This window comes from Meridianimarinicoccus sp. MJW13 (assembly GCF_014901205.1).
Lineage (GTDB): Bacteria > Pseudomonadota > Alphaproteobacteria > Rhodobacterales > Rhodobacteraceae > Meridianimarinicoccus.
Genome location: NZ_JACNMU010000009.1, coordinates 84,955 through 106,910, shown reverse-complemented (window position 1 = coordinate 106,910; position 21,956 = coordinate 84,955). Strand labels below are relative to the sequence as shown.

Annotated in this window: 13 protein-coding genes; 3 read left to right on the top strand and 10 right to left on the bottom strand. The window is 66.9% G+C overall.

Annotation, left to right across the window (positions count from 1 at the left end):
• Position 1: 1 nt before the first annotated feature.
• From H8B03_RS16340 to H8B03_RS16320, 5 genes are read right to left on the bottom strand one after another with little or no spacing between them, the layout of a single operon-like run.
• Positions 2-3,769: a non-ribosomal peptide synthetase gene (locus tag H8B03_RS16340; protein ID WP_193142961.1), complete on the bottom strand. Its 3,768-nt coding sequence runs from the start codon at positions 3,767-3,769 to the stop codon at positions 2-4.
• Positions 3,766-7,929, bottom strand: coding sequence for a non-ribosomal peptide synthetase (locus H8B03_RS16335; RefSeq protein ID WP_193142960.1), 4,164 nt, complete (start codon positions 7,927-7,929; stop codon positions 3,766-3,768). The genes H8B03_RS16340 and H8B03_RS16335 overlap by 4 nt, the downstream gene beginning before the upstream one ends.
• A complete protein-coding gene (locus H8B03_RS16330) occupies positions 7,926-8,180 on the bottom strand; it encodes a phosphopantetheine-binding protein (protein ID WP_193142959.1) in 255 nt (84 codons plus the stop codon). The genes H8B03_RS16335 and H8B03_RS16330 overlap by 4 nt, the downstream gene beginning before the upstream one ends.
• Before the next feature lie 15 nt (positions 8,181-8,195).
• Positions 8,196-9,728: an amino acid adenylation domain-containing protein gene (locus H8B03_RS16325; RefSeq protein WP_193142958.1), complete on the bottom strand. Its 1,533-nt coding sequence runs from the start codon at positions 9,726-9,728 to the stop codon at positions 8,196-8,198.
• A 9-nt stretch (positions 9,729-9,737) separates the two neighbouring features.
• Complete coding sequence (locus H8B03_RS16320) at positions 9,738-10,925, bottom strand: HupE/UreJ family protein (RefSeq protein ID WP_193142957.1); 1,188 nt, start codon at positions 10,923-10,925, stop codon at positions 9,738-9,740.
• Between the two features lie 163 nt (positions 10,926-11,088).
• Between H8B03_RS16320 and H8B03_RS19130 the strand changes: the two genes are divergently transcribed.
• On the top strand, positions 11,089-12,171 hold the full coding sequence (locus tag H8B03_RS19130; protein ID WP_193142956.1) for a cyclopropane-fatty-acyl-phospholipid synthase family protein: 1,083 nt from the start codon (positions 11,089-11,091) through the stop codon (positions 12,169-12,171).
• Between the two features lie 135 nt (positions 12,172-12,306).
• Positions 12,307-14,502, top strand: a complete 2,196-nt coding sequence (gene katG / locus H8B03_RS16310; RefSeq protein WP_193142955.1) for a catalase/peroxidase HPI — start codon at positions 12,307-12,309, stop codon at positions 14,500-14,502.
• Positions 14,503-14,559: 57 nt separating this feature from the next.
• Here katG and H8B03_RS16305 read toward each other — a convergent pair whose 3' ends face one another.
• Positions 14,560-15,732 (bottom strand): glycosyltransferase family 1 protein, encoded by a 1,173-nt coding sequence (locus H8B03_RS16305; protein WP_193142954.1) that lies wholly within the window; start codon positions 15,730-15,732, stop codon positions 14,560-14,562.
• Between the two features lie 237 nt (positions 15,733-15,969).
• Here H8B03_RS16305 and H8B03_RS16300 point away from each other — a divergent pair, with 237 nt between their 5' ends.
• Positions 15,970-17,100, top strand: coding sequence for a glycosyltransferase family 4 protein (locus tag H8B03_RS16300; RefSeq protein ID WP_193142953.1), 1,131 nt, complete (start codon positions 15,970-15,972; stop codon positions 17,098-17,100).
• Between the two features lie 9 nt (positions 17,101-17,109).
• Here the strand turns inward: H8B03_RS16300 and H8B03_RS16295 are convergent, their stop codons facing one another.
• The 4 genes from H8B03_RS16295 to H8B03_RS16280 all read right to left on the bottom strand — a co-directional run bounded on the left by H8B03_RS16295 (position 17,110) and on the right by H8B03_RS16280 (position 21,853).
• A complete protein-coding gene (locus tag H8B03_RS16295) occupies positions 17,110-18,165 on the bottom strand; it encodes an SUMF1/EgtB/PvdO family nonheme iron enzyme (protein ID WP_193142952.1) in 1,056 nt (351 codons plus the stop codon).
• Positions 18,156-19,784 carry a GMC oxidoreductase gene (locus tag H8B03_RS16290; protein WP_193142951.1) on the bottom strand — a complete coding sequence of 543 codons (1,629 nt, stop codon included), beginning with the start codon at positions 19,782-19,784 and terminating at the stop codon, positions 18,156-18,158. Before H8B03_RS16290 ends, H8B03_RS16295 begins: the two co-directional genes overlap by 10 nt.
• Positions 19,781-20,701 (bottom strand): glycosyltransferase, encoded by a 921-nt coding sequence (locus H8B03_RS16285; RefSeq protein ID WP_193142950.1) that lies wholly within the window; start codon positions 20,699-20,701, stop codon positions 19,781-19,783. Before H8B03_RS16285 ends, H8B03_RS16290 begins: the two co-directional genes overlap by 4 nt.
• Positions 20,702-20,800: 99 nt before the next feature.
• Positions 20,801-21,853 (bottom strand): Gfo/Idh/MocA family protein, encoded by a 1,053-nt coding sequence (locus H8B03_RS16280; RefSeq protein ID WP_193142949.1) that lies wholly within the window; start codon positions 21,851-21,853, stop codon positions 20,801-20,803.
• Positions 21,854-21,956: the final 103 nt, after the last annotated feature.

Below are 21,956 nucleotides of genomic sequence, written 5' to 3'. Positions count from 1 at the left end.
CTCAGGGCTCCGCCTCTTCCAACAGCATCCGGGTCAACAGCGCGGTCCATGCAAACAGCGCATCTGTGTCGTGCTGAAGGTCGAAATGGCTGACCTCCAGCCGGGAGTCGCGCCGGTTCGGGCAGGTCTTCGGCAGCCAGCCGCCGGGGTCCAGCAGCGCGGTGCCGTCCCGCGACATCACCAGGTGCACCGGACCGTCATAGCCCGCAGGCCGGTAAGCCAGGAGCGCCGCGCGGTAATAGTGGCCCACCGCCGATAACCGCAGGCGTTCGGCGTCCCCCAGCCCCAGCCGCGCACCGATATTCAGCGCGCGCGACAACAGCGCCGATTTGGCCCGATGGGCCGCTGTCACGGCGGCGGGCGCGTTGGTGCCGCCGCAATCCCACGACGGGTCCAGCAGGAAGACGAAGGGCACCTCGCAGCCCTCGTTGCGCAACTGGCGGGCCAGCTCGATGGCCAGCACCGCGCCCATCGAATATCCGCCCAGCCGCACCGGGCGGCCGTCAAACAGGGTGCGGGCAAGGGGCTTCAGCGCGGCCACCATCGCCGCGATATCCTGTCCACGGGGCACCGGCCCGCGCAGATAGCTGGAGAACTGGAACCACAGCGGCGTGTCCGGCCCCAAAGCATGACCCAGATGCGCGCACATCTCGGGGCTGCCGTGGATCATCAGGAACGGATCCGCGCCGCCCTCAGGGTGCAGTCGCGCCAGCAGCCCGTCATCGGTGGTGATGACCTGTCCGGCCGGTCGGGCCTCGATCCGGGCGGCAAGCTGCGACAGCACCGGATGGTCGAAGATCTCATGCGCAGCAAGGGGCAGGCCTGCGGCCTCGGCGGCAAAGACCGCCCGCATGGCCAGCAGAGAGTCGCCGCCAAGGTCGAAGAAATTGTCGTCCGGACCGACACGGTTGATGTTCAGAAGCCCCTGCCAGATCCCGGCCAGTTGAGCAGCGACATAGCCGTCCGGTTCCCGCACGTCGGGCGGCATGGCAGGGCAAAGCTCCAACAAGCCTCGGCGGTCGATCTTGCCGTTGGGCAGACGCGGCAGATCGGGGATCACGCGAATTTCGGCGGGCACCATATGGGCGGGCAGGCGGGCAGTCAGTGCGGCGCGGATCGCCGCCGGATCGCCGGTCTGCACCACCGCCACCAGCCGGGTGCCGCCGGGGGCATCCTCGGCCAGCACCACGCGGTCGCCCAGATCGGGCAGGGTGCCGAGGGCCGCTTCAACCTCGGCCAGTTCCACGCGGTGGCCCCGGATCTTGACCTGCGCGTCGCAGCGCCCGCGATAGAGCACGACCCCATCAGGCCGCCGCACCCCCAGATCGCCTGTGCGATAGGCGCGCGTGTCTCCAACGCCGGAAAACGCCCTGCTGTCGATGTCCGGCCCTCCCAGATAGCCTGCGGCCACGCCGGGGCCGCTGACGGTGATCTCTCCCAGCGTGCCATCCGGCAGCGGAGCGCCATCGCGATCGGTGATCGCGATACGACTGCCGGGAATGGCCCGGCCAATGGGCACGTCATCGCCGCCGTCATGCGCGGCCGTGTCGAACGCGGTACACCAGACCGTCGCTTCGGTGGGGCCGTATTCGTTGAACAGCCGCGCGCCCAGCCTGTCGCGATGCGCCGCGATCAGGGCGGGCGGCAGCGGTTCTCCGGCGACGATCACGGTGTCGAGTGCGGCCAGATCGCCCGCGGCGGCCGTGTCCAGAAGGTGCTGGTACAACCCCGGCAGGCATAGCATGTGCGAGGGTCCTGTGCTGTGGATCAGCCGCGCAAGGGCGGCAAGGTCGCGGGTGGCCTCGGGCGGTGACAGTACCGCCTCGCCACCGCTGGCCAGCGCCCAGTACAGCCCGGCGACGGAACTGTCGAACCCCAGTGGCGACAGGATCAGGAATGCAGCCGGATCGCCCCCGTAGACTTCGGTGCGCACCCTGGTCGAATAGGCCAGGTTGGCATGGCTGACCAACACCCCCTTGGGCCGTCCCTGCGAGCCCGAGGTGAACAGCACATAGGCGATCTCCTCCCCCGTCAGGGGCTCCGCCGGAACACGGCCCGGTCCGGGATGCAGGCGCGGCAGGTCGGTCCAGGCGATGAGGTCTTCGTCTTCGGGCCGGGTCAGCACCGCCTTGGCCGCCACCGTGTCGAGAATGTCCTGCAGATGCGCGCGCGGATAGCTCAGGTCCAGAATCACATAGGCCGCGCCGCGCAGCATCACCCCCAGCATCGCCGCGACGCAGGTCGTCGAACGCGCCATGGCCACCGGCACGATATCGCCGGGTCCGATCCCGGCCCCGGCCAGCGCGGCGGCCACCCCTTCGGCAGCCTGCATCAGCGCGCCATAGGTCATCTGTTCGTCGCCGCAGCGCAGGGCGGGGGCGTCGGGATCGCGCGCTGCATGGGCCGCAATGGCCTGTGGCAATGTGGGAAAGGACACCCGCGCGGCAGGTTCGGGGGCAGGGGGCTTGGCGATACGGCGGGCAAGGGCCGCAACCGGGGTTTCGGGGTGCTGCACCGCCTCGGCCACCAGGTCCAGATAGTCGCGGGCGAAGGCCTCGGCTGTATCCGGATCATGCACCTGGCGGTTCACATGCAGGTCCAGCGCCGGGGCCGCGCCGGGATGATAGAGCAGCGCCATGGCATCGGGGCTGGTCACATCGGTGGAAAGGTCGCGCAGGCGCAGCCCTGCGCCTTCGGGCGGCACCGGTGGCAGACCCTGGTAGACAAACAGCGTGTGATAGAGCGGCCCCCCCGCCCCCAACCCGGACCAGCGCATGACGTCGCGCAGCGCGGCGGTTTCGAACGGACGGCGGGTCAGCGCATCGGCGCTGGCCTGCCGGATCAGCTCCGCCACGGGTGCTTGCGGATCGATCTGCAAGCGGGTCGGCAGGGTGCTGACAAACGGGCCGACCATGGTGTCCGCCCCGGCCAGATCCGGCGGCCGCCCCGAGGCCGTCTGGCCGAACACCACGTCCTCGCCCGCGCCGAAACGGCGCAACTGCACCGCCAGCAGGGCCGAGAACACCGCTGGCGGCGTGACCCGCAGGTTGCGGGCCAGCGTGCTGACGGCGCGGTCCAGCGCCGGGTCCACCGGCAAACGCCGCACCTCGATCCGGGTGCTCGCGCCAGAGGGCGCGGCTGCGGGGATCGCCGCCGGCGTGGGCGGGGCCAGCCCGGCAAGATAGTCGCGAAAGAACGCCTCTGCGCCGCTGTCATCACGGCTGACCTGCCATGCCAGCAGGTCGCGAAACGGCGGGGCGGCAGGCACCGGCTGACCGCCGAGGCGGGACATGACCTCCTGCAACAGGATCCGGGCCGACCAGCCGTCGCAGATCAGATGGTGCAGAACCCAAAGGCAGACATGCCGGTCCGGGGCCAGCCGCAGCAGCACCGCGCGCGACAGGGGCGCCTGCCGCAGATTGCAGCCGCGGGCGCGCTCCTTTTCCGCCCTTTCGGAGATCTCGGCCTCTTGCCGCCCGGTCCAGTCTTCGATGATCACAGGAAGGTCGGTCTGCGGGTGCAAAAGCTGCACCGGCTGCTTCAAGCCTTCCCATTCGAAGGACAGCCGAAAGACATCGCGCGCCGCTGCCGTTGCGCGCAGGGCCGTGGCGAAAGCCTGCGGGTCAAGTGGCCCGTCCAGCGTGAAGCGCAGCACGCCCAGATAGGCGCCCTCGGGGGCATCGCCACGGGTCAGTTCCAGCAGCATCCCGGCCTGCGCCGGCGCCAGCGGCAGGATTTCCTCGACCTCGGGGATTTCGCCTGCGATCACGGGGTGTCCGCACGCGCCTTGCGCGCCCGTACCCGGCCAAGGGCGGCCATATCCTCGGCCCCCAGATCGATCAGCGGGGCGCGGGATTTGGTCACTTTCGGGGCGGGTTGCACCGGCGTGGCGCCGTCCACGGCCTGGGCCAGCGTCCGGATGGTCTGATGTTCGAAAACGGCGGTCGAGCCAACCGCAAGACCGGCCTCCCCGGCGGCCAGCGCGATCTGGATGGCCGCGATGCTTTCGCCGCCGATGTCATAGAAATTGTCGGTGACGCCGAAATCCTCGCGCCCGAGCATCCTCTGGTAGATCTCCAGAAGCGCCCGCTCGGTCGCAGTTTCTGCCGGTTCACGGGTGCTGTCGGGGGTGCTGAGCACCGGGTCCGGGCGCGGCAGGGCGGCGCGATCCACCTTGCCATTCGCGGTCAGGGGCAGGGCCGAAAGGCGCACCAGGTGCCTAGGCATCATCTCGCGCGGAAGGCGGGCGGCCAGATGCGCCCGCAACTCTGCCGAATCCACGTCGCCCGCCACATAGGCCACAAGGCCGCCGCGCCGGGGTGGCAGCGCGCGCGCCTCCAACCCGATCTGTGCCAGCAAGGCCTCGGCCTTGGCGGGATCAATGTCGTCGTCCAACTCGCGCAGGGCCTCGTCGCGGGTCTTGTGGCCCAGGCGCACGTCCCAGGCATAGGGCAGGGCATAGTTGTGATAGCCCTCGCGTCGGCTGTGCACATGAATGCCCAGATCGTTGATCAGGCAATTGGTGGACCGGCCGGTATCGCCAGGCCGCACCCAGGGCGCATGGGTGTCCAGGAAGCGGTAGATCTCGGTCACCGGCACGTCGATGTAGCGATAGAGGTCGATGAAGCGGATATCCTCAAGCACCTCTTCGTCCAGAAACTCATGGGTTCCCAGCAGCCGGGCGACGCTGTCGTCCATGCCGTGATAGGCCTTGCGGGCGCGCAGCACCACGGCCTCGATCTCGGCGCGGCTGGGGGTCCGGCCCCGGAACAGGTCGGGCGTCAGGCGGGTTTCGAAGAACTGCCCGCGGCTCAGCCCGGTGACGATGGCCGGAATGCCCTCGTCCCGCGCGACCTTCAGGGCCAGTGCGTAGATGGTCTTGAAACAGCCCTGGCAGACGTTCGAAAACCGCTGCAACGAGTCCCGGAAGATCTCGTTCATCGCCGGGGTGGTCAGGAACCGATGCTCCAGCCCCAGATCGGCGGTCATGCGGCGGATGTTGTCCTTGGCCCCTTCGGACAGAAAGCCGTTGTCCAGTGTCAGCACCAGAACGTCGCGGGTCAGATCGGCCAGACGATACAGGGCATAGGCGCTGTCCTTGCCGCCCGACAGCAGCATGATGGCGTCGTGTTTGCCGGTCTTGCGGGCGCGGGCGCGGGCCAGTTCGGCCTGCAGACCTTCGGGCGTGTCGAAATAGGCCTGCGCCGCATCGCGGATGCCTTCAAACGCGCGGCAGATGTCACAGATGCCCTCGACGTCCAGCGTGACATTGGGAACGGTGTCGCTCAACCCGCAGCGGGTGCAGCGCGCGGCCTTGCCGGTGCCGGGGGTCCAGGCCAGCACATGGGCGGCACTGACGGCGTCATGGCTCAGCAAGGCGGCCTCGACCTCGGCGGGTTCGATGCGCACGCCGGACAGTTTCAACTGCTGGTCGGCCCGGCCCAGATAGTTGACGGTCCCATCCGGGCACAGCCGTGCCAGATCGCCCGAGGCGTACAGCTTCGGGCCGGTGCCAAACGGGTCAGGCCGGAACACGGCGGCGGTCTGATCGGGGTCGTGGTAATAGCCGCGCGCCAGGCGATTGCCGCCGATGTGGATCTCGCCCACGACCCCTGCGGGTACCGGGTTGCCGCCCTTGTCGAGGATGGCGATTGTCATGCCGTCCGCAGGCTGGCCGATGGGCACATTGGCGCCGGTGTCGGTGGCCGGGTTGAACCGGTGCAGCATGCAGCCCACCACTGCCTCGGTCGGGCCGTATTCATTGGCCAGCGTCAGATGCGCGCCCAGCCGTGCCCGTGCCTTGCGACACAGGGCGGTGGTCAGGTTCTCGCCGCCCAGGATCAGCGTCGAGATGCGGCGCACCGGGGAGCCCTGCGCCACCGCCAGCGCCAGATGCGCCGGGGTCAGCTTGACCACATCCACCGCGTCCTGCGCAAAGACATCCAGAATGGCCAGATCGGTGCCGCCGGGGGTTTCCGGATAGACATGGATCGCCCCGCCGGTGACCAGCGGCACGAACAGCGCGGTCAGCGTCAGGTCGAACCCCAGCGCCGAGCACAACGGCATATCGGTTGGCCCCTGTGGTCCATGGCTGCGCGCGACCCAGTCGATGTAGCGGGCAAAGGCGTCGTGGGCGACTTCGACCCCCTTGGGCGTACCGGTGGAGCCCGAAGTGAAGATCACATAGGCCAGCGATCCCGGCCCCGGCGCGGTGGTGCCTTCGGGCAGATCCGCCTCAAGCGCCAGCAGCGGGGCAGTGTCGGATGGCAACAGGGCGCGCCCTGCCGCATCGGCAATGATGGCCGCGGGCTTCAGCCGGTTCAGGATCGCGGCAACGCGGTCGGGCGGCGTGTCCGTGGCAAGGGGCACGAAACAGCCCCCGGCCTTCAGCACCCCCAAAACTGCCGCCGGAAGGCGCAGGCTGCGCCGCGCGCAAATGGCCACCGGGCGATCCGGCGACACGCCAAGGGCCACCAGGGCGGAGGCGAAACGGTCCGACAGGCTGGCCAGTTCTGCGTGGCTGAGGCTGGCATCGCCACAGATCACCGCCGGGGCCGCGCTGCCTGCATGGGTGGCGATGGGGTCGAGCACGGAAGCGGGCGTAGCGGGACTGTCCGGGCCGGTCAGGATACTGTCGCGGTTGTCGGTCAGCGCCAATTGGTTCAACGGCCGCGAGGGACCTTCCAGCGCCGCGTCGATCAGGGACAGGAATTGCGCGGCGGCGGCTTCACCGGCCGGGGCGCTCAGCAGGGCCGCGTTCACATCCATTTCGACCGTAAAGGTGCCGGTGGCATTGAAGTCATAGACATGCAGCCGCAAGTCATGGGCGCCGTCATGGGCGCCAGCCTGCAGCCATTGCACATCCGTTTCCAGACCGGCCAGCGGCGGGATCTGCACCGGCATGAAGTTCAGCACCGCGTTGAACAGCGCCACGGTTTCCGGGGTGCCCGCGCCGGGCCGGGCGTGGCGCAGATAGTCGATGGCCGCGCTCAGGCAGCGGTCGAACAGGGTCTCCAGCGTGTCGCCTGCCTGCACCCCGACCGTCAGGGGCAGCATCTCGATGAACAGGCCGACAGTGTCCTGCTGCGCGGGGGTCAGGCGGTTGTGGAACGGTGCGCCGATGCGGATCACGGTGTCGCCGGTGATCCGGTGCAGCCATCCGGCATAAAGCGCGGCCCAAAGGGCAAAGGCGCCAAGGTCACGGCTGATCGCGGCGAAACGCGGATTGGCAAGGCAGGCGCGCAGGCGGGCGGATCGGTCGGCGCCGAAGTCCAGCCGCAGCCGTTGCGAGGCCGGCTGCCCCTGCTGCCGGGTGGCCCCGTAGGGCGGTGTCATCGGGCGGTGACCCTCGGCCTGCGCCTCCCAGAAGGCGCGGATCGCGGGGTCCGGCGGCGCGGCCCCGGCCAGCGCGCGGGCGTGGTCGGCGAATTGCGGCGGGCTGGGCAGATCGGTCCGGGCATAGGCTGCCCCCATCCGGCGCAGCAAGACAGCCCCCGCCGCCCCGTCGGTCGCGATGTGATGCTGGTTCAGGTACCAAATCCAGTCGCTGTCCCCCAGTTTCAGCAACCGGCTGCGCCAGGTCCCTTGGGTCAGGTCCACCGGGATCGCGGCATCGGTAGCAATCCAGTCGTCGGCGGCGCGTTGCGGGTCGGCCTCGCCACTCAGGTCCAGGACTTGCAGCGCAGGCCCGGCCCCGGTGACGGTCTGGACCGGTTGACCTTGCAGAGTTTCAAACCGCGCGCGCAGCATATCGGCACCGGTCACCACCTGCGCCCAGGCGGCGGCGAAACGGTCCGGGTCCAGCGCCCCGCGCAGTCCGATCCGCCAGACCATGTTATAAAGCGGAGCCTCGGGCGCCAGTGACTGGCCGGTCCAGATCAGGCCCTGGCTTTGCGTCAGCGGAATGGCGACGGTCTCCGGTTCGGTCATGCGCTGTCCTGCCTGTCCATATAGGCGCCGATGGCGTCCAGCGTGGTGAAGTTTTCGATCAGCACATCGGTGGGCGGGACCGGGCGGCCCGCGATGCGCTCGACCTCGGCCACAAGGGCCATGACCGCCAGCGAATCCAGCAGTCCCGACAGCAGAAGCTCCTCGTCACGGGCGACGGCGCGGCCCCGCAGCAGTGTCGTCTCGATAAAGGCTTGCACCTGGGACAGCCGCGCGGCCCTTGGGTCAGTCATCGCTCGGATCTCCGATCATTGTGCAGTGTCCACGGCCAACAGGCGGCGGCGGTCGATCTTGCCGGTGGCTGTGCGCGGGAATTGTGGCAGGACCCGAATGCTGGCAGGCACCGCGTGCGAAGGCAACCGCAAGGCCGCGATCTCGCGCAATGCAGCCTCCTGTGCCGTCTGTTCGGGCGCCAGGCGCACGAAGGCCAGGATGCGCAGCATGTCGGCGGACAGCAGGGCGGCAGCCTCGGACACGGCGGGGTGGGCTTCCAGCGCCAGTTCCACCTCGTCCAGTTCAACCCGGTAGCCACGCAGCTTGATCTGCCGGTCGGCGCGGCCCAGCAGCATCAGCGCGCCATCCGGGCCCCGGCGCACCAGATCACCGGTGCGATAGTACCTTTGCGGCGTCCCGTCGGTGCCGGGGCGGGTCACGAAACAGGTGGCATCCAGATCGGGACGGCGCCAGTAACCGCGCATCATGGCCGGGGTCGCCACCAGAAGCTCGCCGCTGTCCGCTGTCTCGCCATCGATCAACAGATCGGCATGGGCGCAGGCGTAGCCGATGGGCACCGGGGCAGTCGGACCGGTGCCGTCGGGCGCATGGTCCCAATGGGTGACGCCATTGACCTCGGCCGGGCCATAGAAATTGGAAAACCGCGCATGGGGCAGCACCGCGCGCAGTTCAGCGATGGGGCGCGGCGGCATCGGTTCACCGGCGTGGATCACCAGCCGCAGGGCGCGCAGATCCCGGGCCTCCAGCGCCCCGGCCTCGACCAGGCGGATCAACTGGAAAGGCACGGTATACAGCGTGGTGATGCGCTGATCTTCCAGCAATTGCGCCAGGCTGGCGGGCATCATGGCATGGGCTTCAGGGACCATGACGATGCAGGCGCCACTCAGCAGGCCCGCGAACATCTCCATGCAGGACATGTCGAAATGCAGGGCCGATGTCGCCGCCATCCGGTCTTTCGGACCCAAATCGTACAGGTCGGCGGCCATCCGGGCGAAGGACAGCGCGCTGGCATGGGTGTGCGTCAGCCCCTTCGGCACCCCGGTCGAGCCGGAGGTGAAGATGATGTAGGCAAGGTCGTCGGGGCCAAGGGTTTCACGATGCGGAGGGCTGTCCAGCGCCGCGTCGAAGGGCAGCGTGGTCAGCCCGTCCAGGGGGGCTGCGACCCCGATCACGCTGTGCAGGCCGGTGCCGGGCGCGGCCCTGGCAATCTGGTCGGCGCGGGCCTCCTGCGTGATCAGGACGCCGATGCCGCAATCGCGCAGGATGTGCTGCATCCGGTCCGGGGGCGCGGTCGGGTCAATGGGGACATAGGCCGCGCCCGCCAGCATCACGCCATAGACGGCCACCGGCATCTCGAGCCCGCGCTGCAGGCTGATGCCGATGCGGTCACCGCGCTGGACCCCAAGCGCCTTCAGCCTGCCGGCCAACCGCGCGGCGCGGTCGGCCAGACCGGCGAACGTCAGGGACTGATCGCCAAAGATCACCGCATCGGCTTTGGGCCGGTCCTGCGCCACGCGGGCCAGCCGATCTGTCAGCGAACCCTCCATGTGCGGCCCCTAGGTCCAGGCGGCCAGCAGCTGCTGTTGCAGGCGCCAGAAGATGCCCGAGCTGCGCTCGACGAACCAGACCGCCGCCAGCAGGATGAACACCACCGAGGCCAGCTGGGTTGCCAGCATCGGATAGACCGCCAGCCGCCGCAGCGCGAAGAGGATCGGGAACAGCACGATCACGATGGCCACTTGTCCGATCTCGACCCCGATGTTGAAGGCCGCCAGCCCGATGACCTTGGCCGACGGCTGAACCCCCAGCGGTGCCAGCACGTTGGCAAAACCGAAGCCGTGGAACAAGCCGAACACCAGCACCACCGCCAGCGTGTAGCGATGCATCGACGGGAAGAAGTTCATCACCGCCACCACGATGATCGACAGGGCAATCACCGCCTCCACCAGCGACACCGGCAGCGTCACGATCCCAAGCCCGGCCAGCGTCAGCGTGACCGAATGGCTGAGGGTGAAAACGGTGACGATCTTCAGAACATTGATGAAGGCGGCCCGGAAGTCGTCGACGGGCAGCCACTGACGGTTGTCGGCGCGCAGGACGGCGGGCAGCAGCAGCGCCACAAGGAACACCACGTGGTCGAAGCCCAGCCAGATGTGCCAGATGCCGTGGATCACGAATTCGACGAACACGGTCCACGGCGGGTCGCCCACCAGCGAGAGCCATTGCGCCGGGGCGTCTGCGTTGAAGATCACCGCGATATGGCCTTCGTTGTCCTCGACCCCGGTGCGGGTGTTGTTCTCGATCAACCCATAACCCAGATGGCCGGGGTCCGTGTCCTGGAAGGGCGAGCGGTAGACGACGTTCAGCCCTTCCGGCGTTTCCTTTATGCTCGGCACATCGAAATTCATCTGCACGAACACGCCCTGTGGCGTCGGCAGGAAGGTGTGATCGGTGAAAACGACCGGATGATCGGTGCTGCCGTCCTGAAGCGTCAGGCGATCTGCAAAGCGCGCCAGAACGGCGTCGGCCTGAGCTTCGAATTCTTCGGGCGTGGCCTGCCCGTCGCCATCGGCATCCAGCCCCACCAGCCCGTCGAGATCTTCCAGCCGCGCCTCGATCCGGCCCGACAGGGTATCGTCGGTGACCGTGAAATAGACATAGGTTTCATTGAGCCGATGTGCAGCAGCAGGCAGGGCTGCCATCAGCAATACGGCGCAAAGTGCAAAGAAGCCGCGCAATTTCATTCTTTCAATTCTCCTCAACCAGAACATTTCGCAGTGGTACCAACAAACATGTATCTTAAGGAAATATTAGCCTGAATATTTCAAATGTCCGCAAAAATTTGACAAAAAATTTCGCGCGGGCAACGGTTCGGCAGTCGTTCCCAGGGTCTGCCGAGGTTGCCGCGTGACACAGACAAATCATTCCGCCGCGCTTGTGGCGGCCATCCACGATCAGACGGCAGCGCAGGTGGCGTCCGAACTGGGGACTTCCGGGGTCGCGCGCGATCTGGTTGCAGCCTGTGCTGCGATTTCCCGGCGGATGCTGTCGGTGCGCGAAGACGTCACGCGGGCTTGCCAGGCCGCAGGGATAAGCGTTCACCCTGTGGTCGGGCCGGAAGATCACGGCGCTTTGCAGCATCACCAGACCGCCCTGCGCCTTGCCACGCCGGATCTGGGACCGGCGCTGACCGCGCTTGCTCCGCTGGGCTTTGACCTGCCGTTTCAGCCGACGGCGGGGCAGGTGGCCGCAATGGGGCGGTATCTGTCCCGTGTCACCCTTGTGCGCAGCGACCAGGTGACGGCGCGCGTGGTTCTGTATCTGGAGGGGTCGGGCAGCGGATTGCCGGACAAGATGCAGCCGCGGATGGCCGACATTGTGGCACGGCCCCTGCCGGCGGTCCTCGGCTGGGCCTATCCCGCTTTCCGTCTGGCGCGCGTGATGCGCAATCGCCTGTCGGGCCGCAAGGCGCCGCTGTCGGACATCGATTTCCTGGGTACGCCCGCCCCCCTGATCGCCCCGCTTCTGAACGTCGTGGCCCCCGGACCAGAGGATGTTCTGGTCGATCTTGGTTGTGGCGACGGGCGGGTTGTTCTGGCGGCCGCGCAGCAATTCGGGTGCCGCGCCATCGGGGTCGAGGCCAACCTGGTGCTTGTCGCCGCTGCGAAGGACGCCCGCGCTGCGCTGGACCCGGCCTTGCAAGACCGTGTCGAGATCCTGCAGGGTTTTGCGGAAGAGGCCGACCTGAGCCGCGCCACGATCATCTTCCTGTTTCTGCCGACCTATGTGCTGACCTCGATCCTGCCCCGCGTTCTGAGCCGCGCCCGCCCGGGTGCCCGCGTTCTGGTGCACGAACAGACACGGCTGGGCGATCTGCCCGCGCCAACCCGCACGCAGGTTGTGGTTTCCAGCGAAGGGATCAGTGTGGCCCATGTCTGGCAGGTTGCGGAACCGATGGCGGGCGGGTCCGATGGCGGCACCGCCCTATAAGGCAAAATTATTGATTCAATAAAAACATGCTAATTTTCGTTATCGACAAGACTTGATACCCTCACCTCAGAACACACAACGGCGCGATGCTTCGCGACACAAACTTCAAATGAACCGACGATGGGAGAGACGACAATGGACGGAAACGACAGCGGCAAATGCCCGGTCATGCATGGCACGCCAGTGATGGCGGGCAACCGTGGCACTTCCAACAAGGAATGGTGGCCGAACCAGTTGAACCTGAAGATCCTGCACCAGCATTCGGCCAAGCCCGATCCGCTGCGCGGCACGTTCAACTATGCCGAGGAATTCCAGAAGCTGGACCTGGATGCGGTAAAGGCCGATCTGACCGCGCTGATGACCGACAGCAAGGACTGGTGGCCGGCGGATTATGGTCATTACGGCCCGTTCTTCATCCGCATGGCCTGGCACAGCGCGGGCACCTATCGCACCGCCGATGGGCGCGGCGGCGGCTCGTCCGGCAGCCAGCGCTTTGCGCCGCTCAACTCGTGGCCCGACAACGTGCTGCTTGACCGGGCGCGGCGCCTGCTGTGGCCGATCAAGCAGAAGTACGGCAACCGCCTGTCCTGGGCCGATCTGTACGTCCTGACCGGCAACGTGGCGCTGGAATCCATGGGTTTGAAGACCTTCGGCTTCGCCGGGGGCCGCGAAGATATCTGGGAGCCCGAGGACGACATCTATTGGGGCAAGGAAACCGAATGGCTGGCGGACAAGCGCTATTCCGGCGAGCGTGATCTGGAAGACCCGCTGGCGGCCGTGCAGATGGGCCTGATCTATGTGAACCCCGAGGGCCCGGACGGAAACCCCGATCCGCTGGCCTCGGCCGCCGACATTCGCGAAACCTTTGCCCGCATGGCCATGGACGACTGGGAAACCGTGGCGCTGACCGCCGGGGGCCATACTTTCGGCAAGGCCCATGGCGCCGGCGACGCGGCACTGGTCGGCCCCGAACCCGAAGCCGCGCCGATCGAACAGATGGGCCTGGGCTGGGCCAGCAGCTACAAGTCGGGCAAGGGCGTGGATGCCATCGGCAGCGGGGTCGAAGGGCCCTGGACCTCGAACCCCACCAAGTGGGACATGGGCTATTTCGATGTGCTGCTGGGCTATGACTGGGAACTGACCAAAAGCCCGGCAGGCGCGCAGATCTGGCAGGCGGTCGAACTTTCGAACGACGACCACGCGCCGCAGGTCGACGGGTCGGACGCACCCGTCAAGCTGATGATGACCACGGCGGACATGGCCATGAAGATGGACCCGGAATACGAGAAGATCTCGCGCCATTACCATGCCAACCCCGAGGAATTCGCCGATGCCTTCGCGCGGGCGTGGTTCAAGCTGACCCATCGCGACATGGGGCCGAAGTCCCGCTACCTGGGCAAGGAGGTTCCGGCCGAAGATCTGATCTGGCAGGATCCGATCCCGCCGGTGGGTCACGACCTGATCGATGCCGCCGATGTGGCCGATCTGAAGGCAAAGGTTCTGGCCAGCGACCTGTCCAACGCGGCGCTGGTGTCGGCGGCCTGGGCCTCGGCCTCGACCTATCGCGATTCCGACAAGCGCGGCGGTGCGAACGGGGCACGCATCCGTCTGGCGCCGCAGAAGGACTGGGCGGTCAACCAGCCCGACCAGCTGGCACAGGTGCTGTCGGTTCTGGAAGGCATCCAGGCCGACTTCAACGGCGCACAATCGGGCAACAAGAAGGTCTCTCTGGCCGATCTGATCGTTCTGGCGGGCGATGCGGCGGTCGAACGGGCGGCGAAGAACGCGGGGCATGATCTGTCCCTGCCCTTCACACCGGGACGCACCGACGCCAGTGCCGAGGAGACCGATGTGGAGGCGTTCGAGGTGCTGGAACCGCAGGCCGATGGCTTCCGGAACTACGCCAAGGCCGAGTTCACCGTCTCGCTTGAAGAACTGCTGGTGGACCGGGCGCAACTGCTGGGCCTGGCGGCACCGGAAATGACAGTGCTTGTGGGCGGGCTTCGGATGCTGGGGGCCAACCACGGCGGCACCAAACACGGGGTGCTGACCGACAAGTCCGACGCGCTGACCAACGACTTCTTTGTCAACCTTGTGGACATGGACACCGAATGGGCACCGGCCGAGAACGGCATCTATGAAGGTCGCGACCGTGCCAGCGGCGATCTGAAATGGACCGGCACCCGTGTCGATCTGGTGTTCGGCTCGAACTCGCAATTGCGGGCGCTGGCCGAGTTCTATGCCCAGAACGACTCCAAGGAGCGTTTCGTGGCGGATTTCGCCGCAGCCTGGACCAAGGTCATGGAGGCGGATCGCTTCGACGTGAAGTGATCGCGATACACACGACAGGGGGCGTGCCGGGACACCGGCGCGCCCCTCTTTCATGGGTCAGGCGCAGCGAGCCGCCTTTCGAAAACTCGCCTCGGCCAATTCCGCCGCCTTGTCCCAGCCAAAGGTGCCCGCCTGCGTCAGCGCCTTGTTGCGCAGATCCCCGGCCAGCGCGGTGTCGCACAGCAGCCGGATCGCGGCCTTGGCCAAAGCCTCGGGATGCTCCGGGTCGAAATAAAGCCCGCCGTCACCCACAACTTCCGGCAGGCTGCCCCGGTCCGATGACAGAACCGGTGTGCCGCAGGACATGGCCTCCAGCGCGGGTAGACCGAAGCCTTCCCAGAGCGACGGAAAAACCAGCGCCTCGGCCCCCGACAGCAGGGTCGCCAGTTCGTTGTCGTCGATTTCTCCGGTGAAGGTAATGGCGTCCGAGGCGCGCGCATCGGCGCTGGCCCCGGCCTTCAATTCGTCCACATTGTCCCAGAAGCGCGCGCCGGTGGTGCGCCCGACGATGGCCAGATGCGCCTCGGGCACGGCGGCCAGGATCTCGGGCATCGCCTCGATCAGGCGCAGCACGTTCTTGTGGCGGTTGAAGCCGCCCACATAGACCAGCAAGCGGGCGGTGTCGGGGATGCCGTGGCGCGCGCGCACCTGCGACAGCACCGCCGCATCGGTGACCGGGTTGAAGACCTCGGACGCGCCTTCGGTGATGACGTCGATGTGGTTGGGCCGGATGTTCAGGATCGAAGACAGATCCTGCGCCGAAGCCTGCGAGATCGTCATCACCCGCGTGGCCTGTTTCTTGGCCAGCCAGCATTTGGCCTGCCACAGCCGGAAGTTCTTCTTCGACGGAAAGATCAGATCGGGAAAGCGTTCCGGAATGGTGTCGTGGAAACAGATCACGCTGGGGGTGCGCGCCAGCAGCGGGAAGTAGGAATAGACCGCCGGGTAGAAGAACACATCCGCCGTCAGCCCCCGTGCGGCTCGGGCCATGGTGGCCAGCGTGGCGGAATGGCGGGCCGAAGTGCCGGTCGCGGCCTCGGACATGGTTTGCCCGGCCCCGGCGATCACGACCTCGACATTGTCGGGCACCGGGCGGGTCGGCGGCTGGTCGAACAGCAGGGTATAGCGCATCCCGCTGTCGCGCGCCGCCAGTGCGGCGATCAGATCCCGCGTGAAACGCCCGAAACCGCGTTCGTTTTCCCAGGGGCTGGCATCGACGGCAATCTTCATGGGCGGTCCCTTTGTCTGCGCTTTCCCAAGTCCTAGGCGGTTTCGGGCAGGCCTCAAAGACCTGTTCGCAAACAGGGTCTATCGGGCGCAGGTCGCCACACGGTTGTGTGCGTCCCCGGCAACCGGGTGTTTACCCTGTGGCGCATTTGGTCGCTGTTCCCGCTGCGGAAGCTACCGCTGCGGCGCGCTTGCGGCTAAACAGGGCGGCAACGGCGGTTTAACGGTATGAGGGTGCGCATGGGCGGGGACAAACTGCGGGTCTTGCAGATGGGCACCCAGTTCGGGGTCGGCGGGATCACCCGCCACATTCTGGCGTTGCGCGACTGGATGCGCGGGCAGGGGCACGAGGTGTTTCTGGCCGGCACGCCGGATGTCTGGGCCAGCGCCGAAACCGAACCGGCCTTTCTGGACCTGCCCACCCGCTATGTCGCGGGCGAAGGCGCGAACATGCCGCATCGGCTGAGCAACCTTGGCAAGGCGTCATGGCGGTTGCGGCAATGGCTGCGGCAGAACCCGGTGGACCTGATCCACGCCCATGAAAGCGCGCCCGCTCTGGTGGCCGATCTGGCGCGCATGGGCCTGAACATCCCACTGGCGGTGACCTATCACGGCTCCGAGCCCGAGCGGATCGCCGCTTTCGGACGGATCGCGCGGCGTTGCGATCTGGTGATCACGCCCAGCCACCGCTCGGCCGAGGATCTGGCCACCATCGGCGGGGTGCCACAGGACCGGCTGAAGGTCATCGGTCTGGGGGTCGCCCCCGCGCCTGATGATCCCGACGCCGAGGTTGCGGCCCTGCGCGCCGAGCTTCTGGGGGACGGCACGCATCTGTTGGTGACCATCGCGCGGCTGATGTACCAGAAGGGCGTCGATATCCTGATCGATTGCGCGGTCGAGCTGAAAAAGACCAACCCCGGCTATCGCTTCGTGGTCGCGGGCGACGGGCCGGACGAGGCCGCCCTGCACGCACTGGCGGACGAAAAGGGCGTGACGGACGTTTTGACTTTCGTCGGGCGCACCAGCCGTCCGCATCTGTACCTGCGCGCCGCCGACATCTTCCTGCTGACCTCGCGGTGGGAGGCACTGCCTTTCACCATCGTCGAGTCGTTCCAAAGCGGCACCCCGGCCGTGGCCTCGGCCTGTTCGGGGGTGGTGGAGCTGATCGACGACAGCACCGGCAAGGTGGTGCCCATCGCCGATGTGCCCGCCATCTGCGCGGGCGTGCGCGAGGTGCTGGAGGATCCCGCGCGGCTGGCCGCCATGGGCGATACTGCGCTGGCGCGATCGCGCGAGGACCGCTTCCGCCCTGACTGGGTGCACGAGCAGTTCGAAAAGACCTATCGGGCGCTTGCCGGAAAAGGGGCCTGAGCCCGGCTCCTACATCTCGCGTACAAGGCGGATGACCGAGCCCGGCGCGTCATTGTCCGGATGCGGGCCGACGCGCATGGCCGACCGGTTCTGCCACGGAGGGTCTTCGAAACTGCCGCCCCGGAAGGTGACGAATTCGCACTCTTCGAACAGATGGGCGCTGCCGTCGGTTTTCACCGGGTCGTGCCACGGGGCGAAGCAATCCTCGACCCATTCCCAGCCATTGCCGATCATGTCGTAAAGGCCGAAACCATTGGGCGGAAACCGGCCCACCGGGCCGATGCTCAATCCGTCCGAGGCCGGGCCGCAGCCGGCGCAGGCCGCCATGTCGCTGCCGATCTCCATCCCCCAGGGGCGGGCGGTGACGGTGCCGGCGCGGGCGGCGTATTCCCATTCCGCATCGGTGGCCAGCCTATAGGTCTGCCCGGTCCGGGCCGACAGCCAGCGGGCGTAGGCCTGTGCGTCGTACCACATGAAGCCGGTTGCGGGCAGGGTCTCGCGGTTGTCGGCCTGATAGGTCAGGGCGCGTGGGGGCTGGCCGCTGGCGGCTTCCCAGTCCGGGTCGGCCTGTGCCGCATCCCATTCGGCAAAGGTGATCTCATGGCTGGAAAAGGCCAGCGGTGCGGGGATCCGCACCAGACGGCGCGGCCCTTCGCGGTTGATGAAGGGCAGTTGTTTGCGCCACGGGCGGCGCGAGACCACATGCACATAGCGGTCCCCCTCGATCAGGGGGGAACCCATCAGGTAGTAGCCTGCCGGGATCGCGACCATTTCGGGGCAGAGGTCAGGGCAATCGCGAAACACCTTCCCGGCCACGACCGTGGCCCCGCCGGGCTGGTGCAGGGGCAGCAGTTGCGAGGTTACGAATAGGCCCAGACGTTGCAGCCGGGACAGATCGACCGGGGGCGCCGCGCCTTCGGTGACGGCCAGGGCGGCGGCGTCATCCAGCTTGCGCAGGGCCGATTTCGCCGGGAAGTACAGCGCCACAAGCACCACGACGCTGAGCAGCACCAGATAGAACACCCAGCGAAAGACGGTCGCCACGAAGCGGAAGATCAGGCGCATGGGGGTCTCCTGTCAGGGTCGGCAAGGTCTTCGGCGATGCGGGCTCCGGCGCGGGCGGACAGCGCCATGATGGTCAGGCCGGGGTTCTGGAACGGGTTAGTGGGGAAGGCCGCGCTGTCGGTGACAAAGACGTTGGGCGCATCGTGCAGGCGGTTGTCGGCATCGGTCACATGGCGCGCCGGGTCGGTGCCCATGCAGGCGCCGCCGGTTTCATGGATCGACGAGCCCGGCACCAGCGCGCCCTCGGGCGTGTAGACCAGCGGCCCGGCGAACTTGTAGGCGATCTTTGCGATCAGGCTTTCCTTGCCCAGCAGATCGTCGGGCAACCCGTAGGTGGCGCAGATGTCTTTCAGGGTCTTGTCCATGTCGCGCGCCATGGCGCGTTCGTTGTCGGAATGGGTCAGGGTGACCTTCGCGGCGGGAATGCCCCAGGCGTCGCGCTTGGACGGGTCGATTTCGACCCGGTTGTCGGCGCGCGGCAGCACTTCGCCGATGGCCATGAAGAACCAGCCCGGTTCCAGCCGCCCGACCGAGCCCAGCAGCGCATAGCCGCGCAGGAAGCCCGGATCGTCGCCGGGGTCACGGTTGCGGAACGACGGCATATAGATCCCCGATTGCTGGCCGAAATCATAGGGGTCATGACCGCTGCCCATGCCTTCGATCTGTGGCAGGGTGCCGGCGCGGAACATCATCAGGTGATCGGACAGGTAACGGCCAAGATTGCCCGAGGAATTGCCCAGCCCCACCGGATGCCGCCCGCCCTTGGAGTTCAGCAGCAACCGCACGCTTTCGATGGTCGAGGCGGCGACGGCGACAGTGCGGGCGGTCACCGTGATCTCTTCGTGGGTGTCCGCATCGATATAGGTCACGCCGGTGGCCAAGCCGGTCTCGGGATCGGTCTCGATCCGCGACACCACCGCGCCCGAGCGCAATTCGAACCGCCCGGTTGCTTGCGCTGCGGCCAGCGGCGGCGGCGTGCGGTCGGGCATGTGATGGATGATGCGGCAGGTGGTGGCGGGGCGGTCGGGCCATTTTTCGGCCATCTCGGCCATCAGGTCGCGTTCGGCGCGGGTCAGCGGGTGGGGGCCGGAGTAATGACCGTCGGGCAGGTTCTCGATCCCTGCCGCTTGCCCGGTGACGCCCAGAAACGCCTCGACGCGGGCATACCACGGGTCCATCTCGGCATGGGTCACGGGCCAGGTATCGCCGAACCCGTCGCGGTCGGCGGCCTTGAATTCCTGATCCGACAGGCGCAGCGCATTGCGGCCCCACAGGTGCAGCCGCCCGCCGACCTGCCGCGACCGGTACCAGTTGAACCGCGCCTTCGCGCCGGTGGTATAGGGATTTTCACGATCGTTGACGAACAGATGCGACGTGGTCGGGGTGAAGGACATGCAGCGCGCCTGCACATGCTGGCCGCGCAGGATTGAGGTCACGCGCGAGACGATGGACACGCGCGAACCGCCTTCGTGGTCGGGTTGGGGAAAATCGGCCGGTGACAGCTTGCGCCCCGCTTCCAGCATCAGCGTTTTCAGCCCGCGCTCGGCCGCTTCCTTGGCCACCCAGCCGCCGGCCGCGCCCGAGCCGATGACGATGATATCCCAATCCGGCGTGGTCATGGCCGCTTGGTGATCGTGCCCCAGGCCTCGCCCAGGGTCCAGAAGACGGTCAGGATCATGACATAGGGCAGGGCTGTGAGATAGCGCAGCCCCTTGCCCTTGGACGCCTGCGTCAGCCCGTGGCGCACCCACAGCAAGGGCGGGATCAGCGGGCTGGTCAGGATATAGCCCAGCCGCTTCCACGCCGGCAGATGCACGGCCCGGATATGGCCGAACAGGCGGCCCCAATGGAACCGCTCGGGCAACAGGTCGCCCAGCGTGGCGGGGGGGCGGACGTGTTCAACGACCAGTTCATTGGACAATAGCAGCTCATCCCCGCGATCTATCAGGAACCAATGGACAACGGGTTCGCGAAACCGCTCCTGCCACAGGTGGCGGGTGTCTTCCAAAACCTTTCGCGAATAGGTGACGTTCACATCCGACACCCATTCCGCCGGGCCACTGTCGAAGGGCAGGCCATAGCGCCCGAAATCGGTGACGTAGAAGGCCCAGTTCAGCAGGCCCACTGGTTCCTTGCAGTCGATGGCACCGCCGATGACGCCATAGTCGGTCTCGGCGTGCAGTCGGACCACGGTGCGTGCCCAGTCGGGCCGCGGATGGCCGCGATCTTCCAGAATGGCGATGATGTCGCCGGTGGCGGCGGCCAGACCGGCGGCGCGGCGGCGGTCGAACAATTCGTGCTGGCCCGCTTCGGTGGTGATCGGCCGGGCCGGGGTGATCTGCCCGAGGTCCAGAAACTGCACCTGCGGAAACGCGTCCTGATATTGCAGCACATCCGCAACCGAAGCGTCATAGGGCACGATCAGTTCCAGCGGCGGGGTATCTTCCATCCGCTCGCAGGCGGCCAGGAAATCGCGCAGGTAAGTGCCGCCGTCGACGATGGTCACCACGATGGAAAGCTTGGGATCGGTACTCATGAAACTGGGTCTCGCTTTGAAAAATTGGCCGACGGGCGGATGATTCCCTCGGGCCAGCCTACCCCCTTGCGGGCGGCCATGGGACAAAGAACGCCCGTGTCACGGGATCATCGGCCCGAGGTTCTCCAGATGCACCTCTTGGCCCGTGCGGGAGCTTTCGGGCACCGCCGCCGCGATCTCGACCGCGCGCAGGGCGGCATGGCCATCGGCGATGGCAAGGCCGGTCTCACCACGGGTCAGGCGGATGAACTCGTCCAGCTCCTGCTGGAACGACGCCAGTGCCGTGGTTTTCCAGCTTTTCAGCTTTTCGCGCACCATGATCTCGGGAAATCGGTTGCGGTTGCGGGTCACCGGCCCACCGGGCTTGGCCATGGTCAGCAACAGGGTTTCCATCGGGGCATAGGCCCCGCGCACCATCCCGTGCGAGCCATAGACCTCGACCAGAGACTTGTAGCCCTTCCAGTCGGTCCATGTGGCCTGATAGATCGCGTTCACCCCGGACGGCGCCTTGAAAATCGCCATGGCATTGTCTTCCGAGCCGGGTTCCTGCCACACGTTTTCGGTGGCCACCCCGTAGACCGAGGTGATCTCGCCCATCAGGAAGCGCGCCATGTCGGTCATGTGGATACCCACGTCCCACAGCGCGCCGCCGCCGGACACTTCGGCCTTGTATTCCCAGTCGTAGGCGAATTTCGGCAGACCTTCGTGGCCGCCATAGATGCGGATGTGGTCGACCTGACCGATCTTGCCGCTGTCGATGATGTCTTTCACATACGAAAAGGCCGGGTAATAGCGCATGTTGAACCCTGCCCCCAGATGGCAGCGCGCGGCCTTGGCCGCCGCGACGATGCGGCGGGCGGCGTCGACTGTATGGGCCAGCGGCTTTTCCGACAGCACGTTCAGGCCTAGGTCGAAGGCGCGCAGGCACAGCGGCTCGCGCACATGGGCGGGGGTCGAGATCACCACCGCATCCATCGGCGTTTCAAAAAAGCGGTCCAGATCGGTGAAGGCCGGGGCGCCATTGGCAAAGGCCCGCGCCTTTTCCTCGGTCATGTCCATGACCGCCACCAGTTCGGCGTCCGAATGGGCCATGATGGTTTCCACCCGCATCTGGCCAATCTTGCCCGCAGATCCGATAACGCCGAATTTCATGAGGTTACTCTCACTCTCGCCAAACTGCCCGGGGGTCGCGTGACCCCGTACTCATCAGAAAAAACCTACAAAATCGGTAACACGTGGGGTTACAGTCGGGCTA

Bases quoted from the DNA above. Each gene is read 5' to 3' on its own strand.
- H8B03_RS16305 (WP_193142954.1), bottom strand. From the start codon at position 15,732: ATGAAGATTGCCGTCGATGCCAGCCCCTGGGAAAACGAACGCGGTTTC.
- H8B03_RS16320 (WP_193142957.1), bottom strand. From the start codon at position 10,925: ATGAAATTGCGCGGCTTCTTTGCACTTTGCGCCGTATTGCTGATGGCA.
- H8B03_RS16300 (WP_193142953.1), top strand. From the start codon at position 15,970: ATGGGCGGGGACAAACTGCGGGTCTTGCAGATGGGCACCCAGTTCGGG.
- H8B03_RS16285 (WP_193142950.1), bottom strand. From the start codon at position 20,701: ATGAGTACCGATCCCAAGCTTTCCATCGTGGTGACCATCGTCGACGGC.
- H8B03_RS16335 (WP_193142960.1), bottom strand. From the start codon at position 7,929: ATGACCGAACCGGAGACCGTCGCCATTCCGCTGACGCAAAGCCAGGGC.
- H8B03_RS16295 (WP_193142952.1), bottom strand. From the start codon at position 18,165: ATGCGCCTGATCTTCCGCTTCGTGGCGACCGTCTTTCGCTGGGTGTTC.
- H8B03_RS16330 (WP_193142959.1), bottom strand. From the start codon at position 8,180: ATGACTGACCCAAGGGCCGCGCGGCTGTCCCAGGTGCAAGCCTTTATC.
- H8B03_RS16290 (WP_193142951.1), bottom strand. From the start codon at position 19,784: ATGACCACGCCGGATTGGGATATCATCGTCATCGGCTCGGGCGCGGCC.
- katG (WP_193142955.1), top strand. From the start codon at position 12,307: ATGGACGGAAACGACAGCGGCAAATGCCCGGTCATGCATGGCACGCCA.
- H8B03_RS16325 (WP_193142958.1), bottom strand. From the start codon at position 9,728: ATGGAGGGTTCGCTGACAGATCGGCTGGCCCGCGTGGCGCAGGACCGG.
- H8B03_RS16280 (WP_193142949.1), bottom strand. From the start codon at position 21,853: ATGAAATTCGGCGTTATCGGATCTGCGGGCAAGATTGGCCAGATGCGG.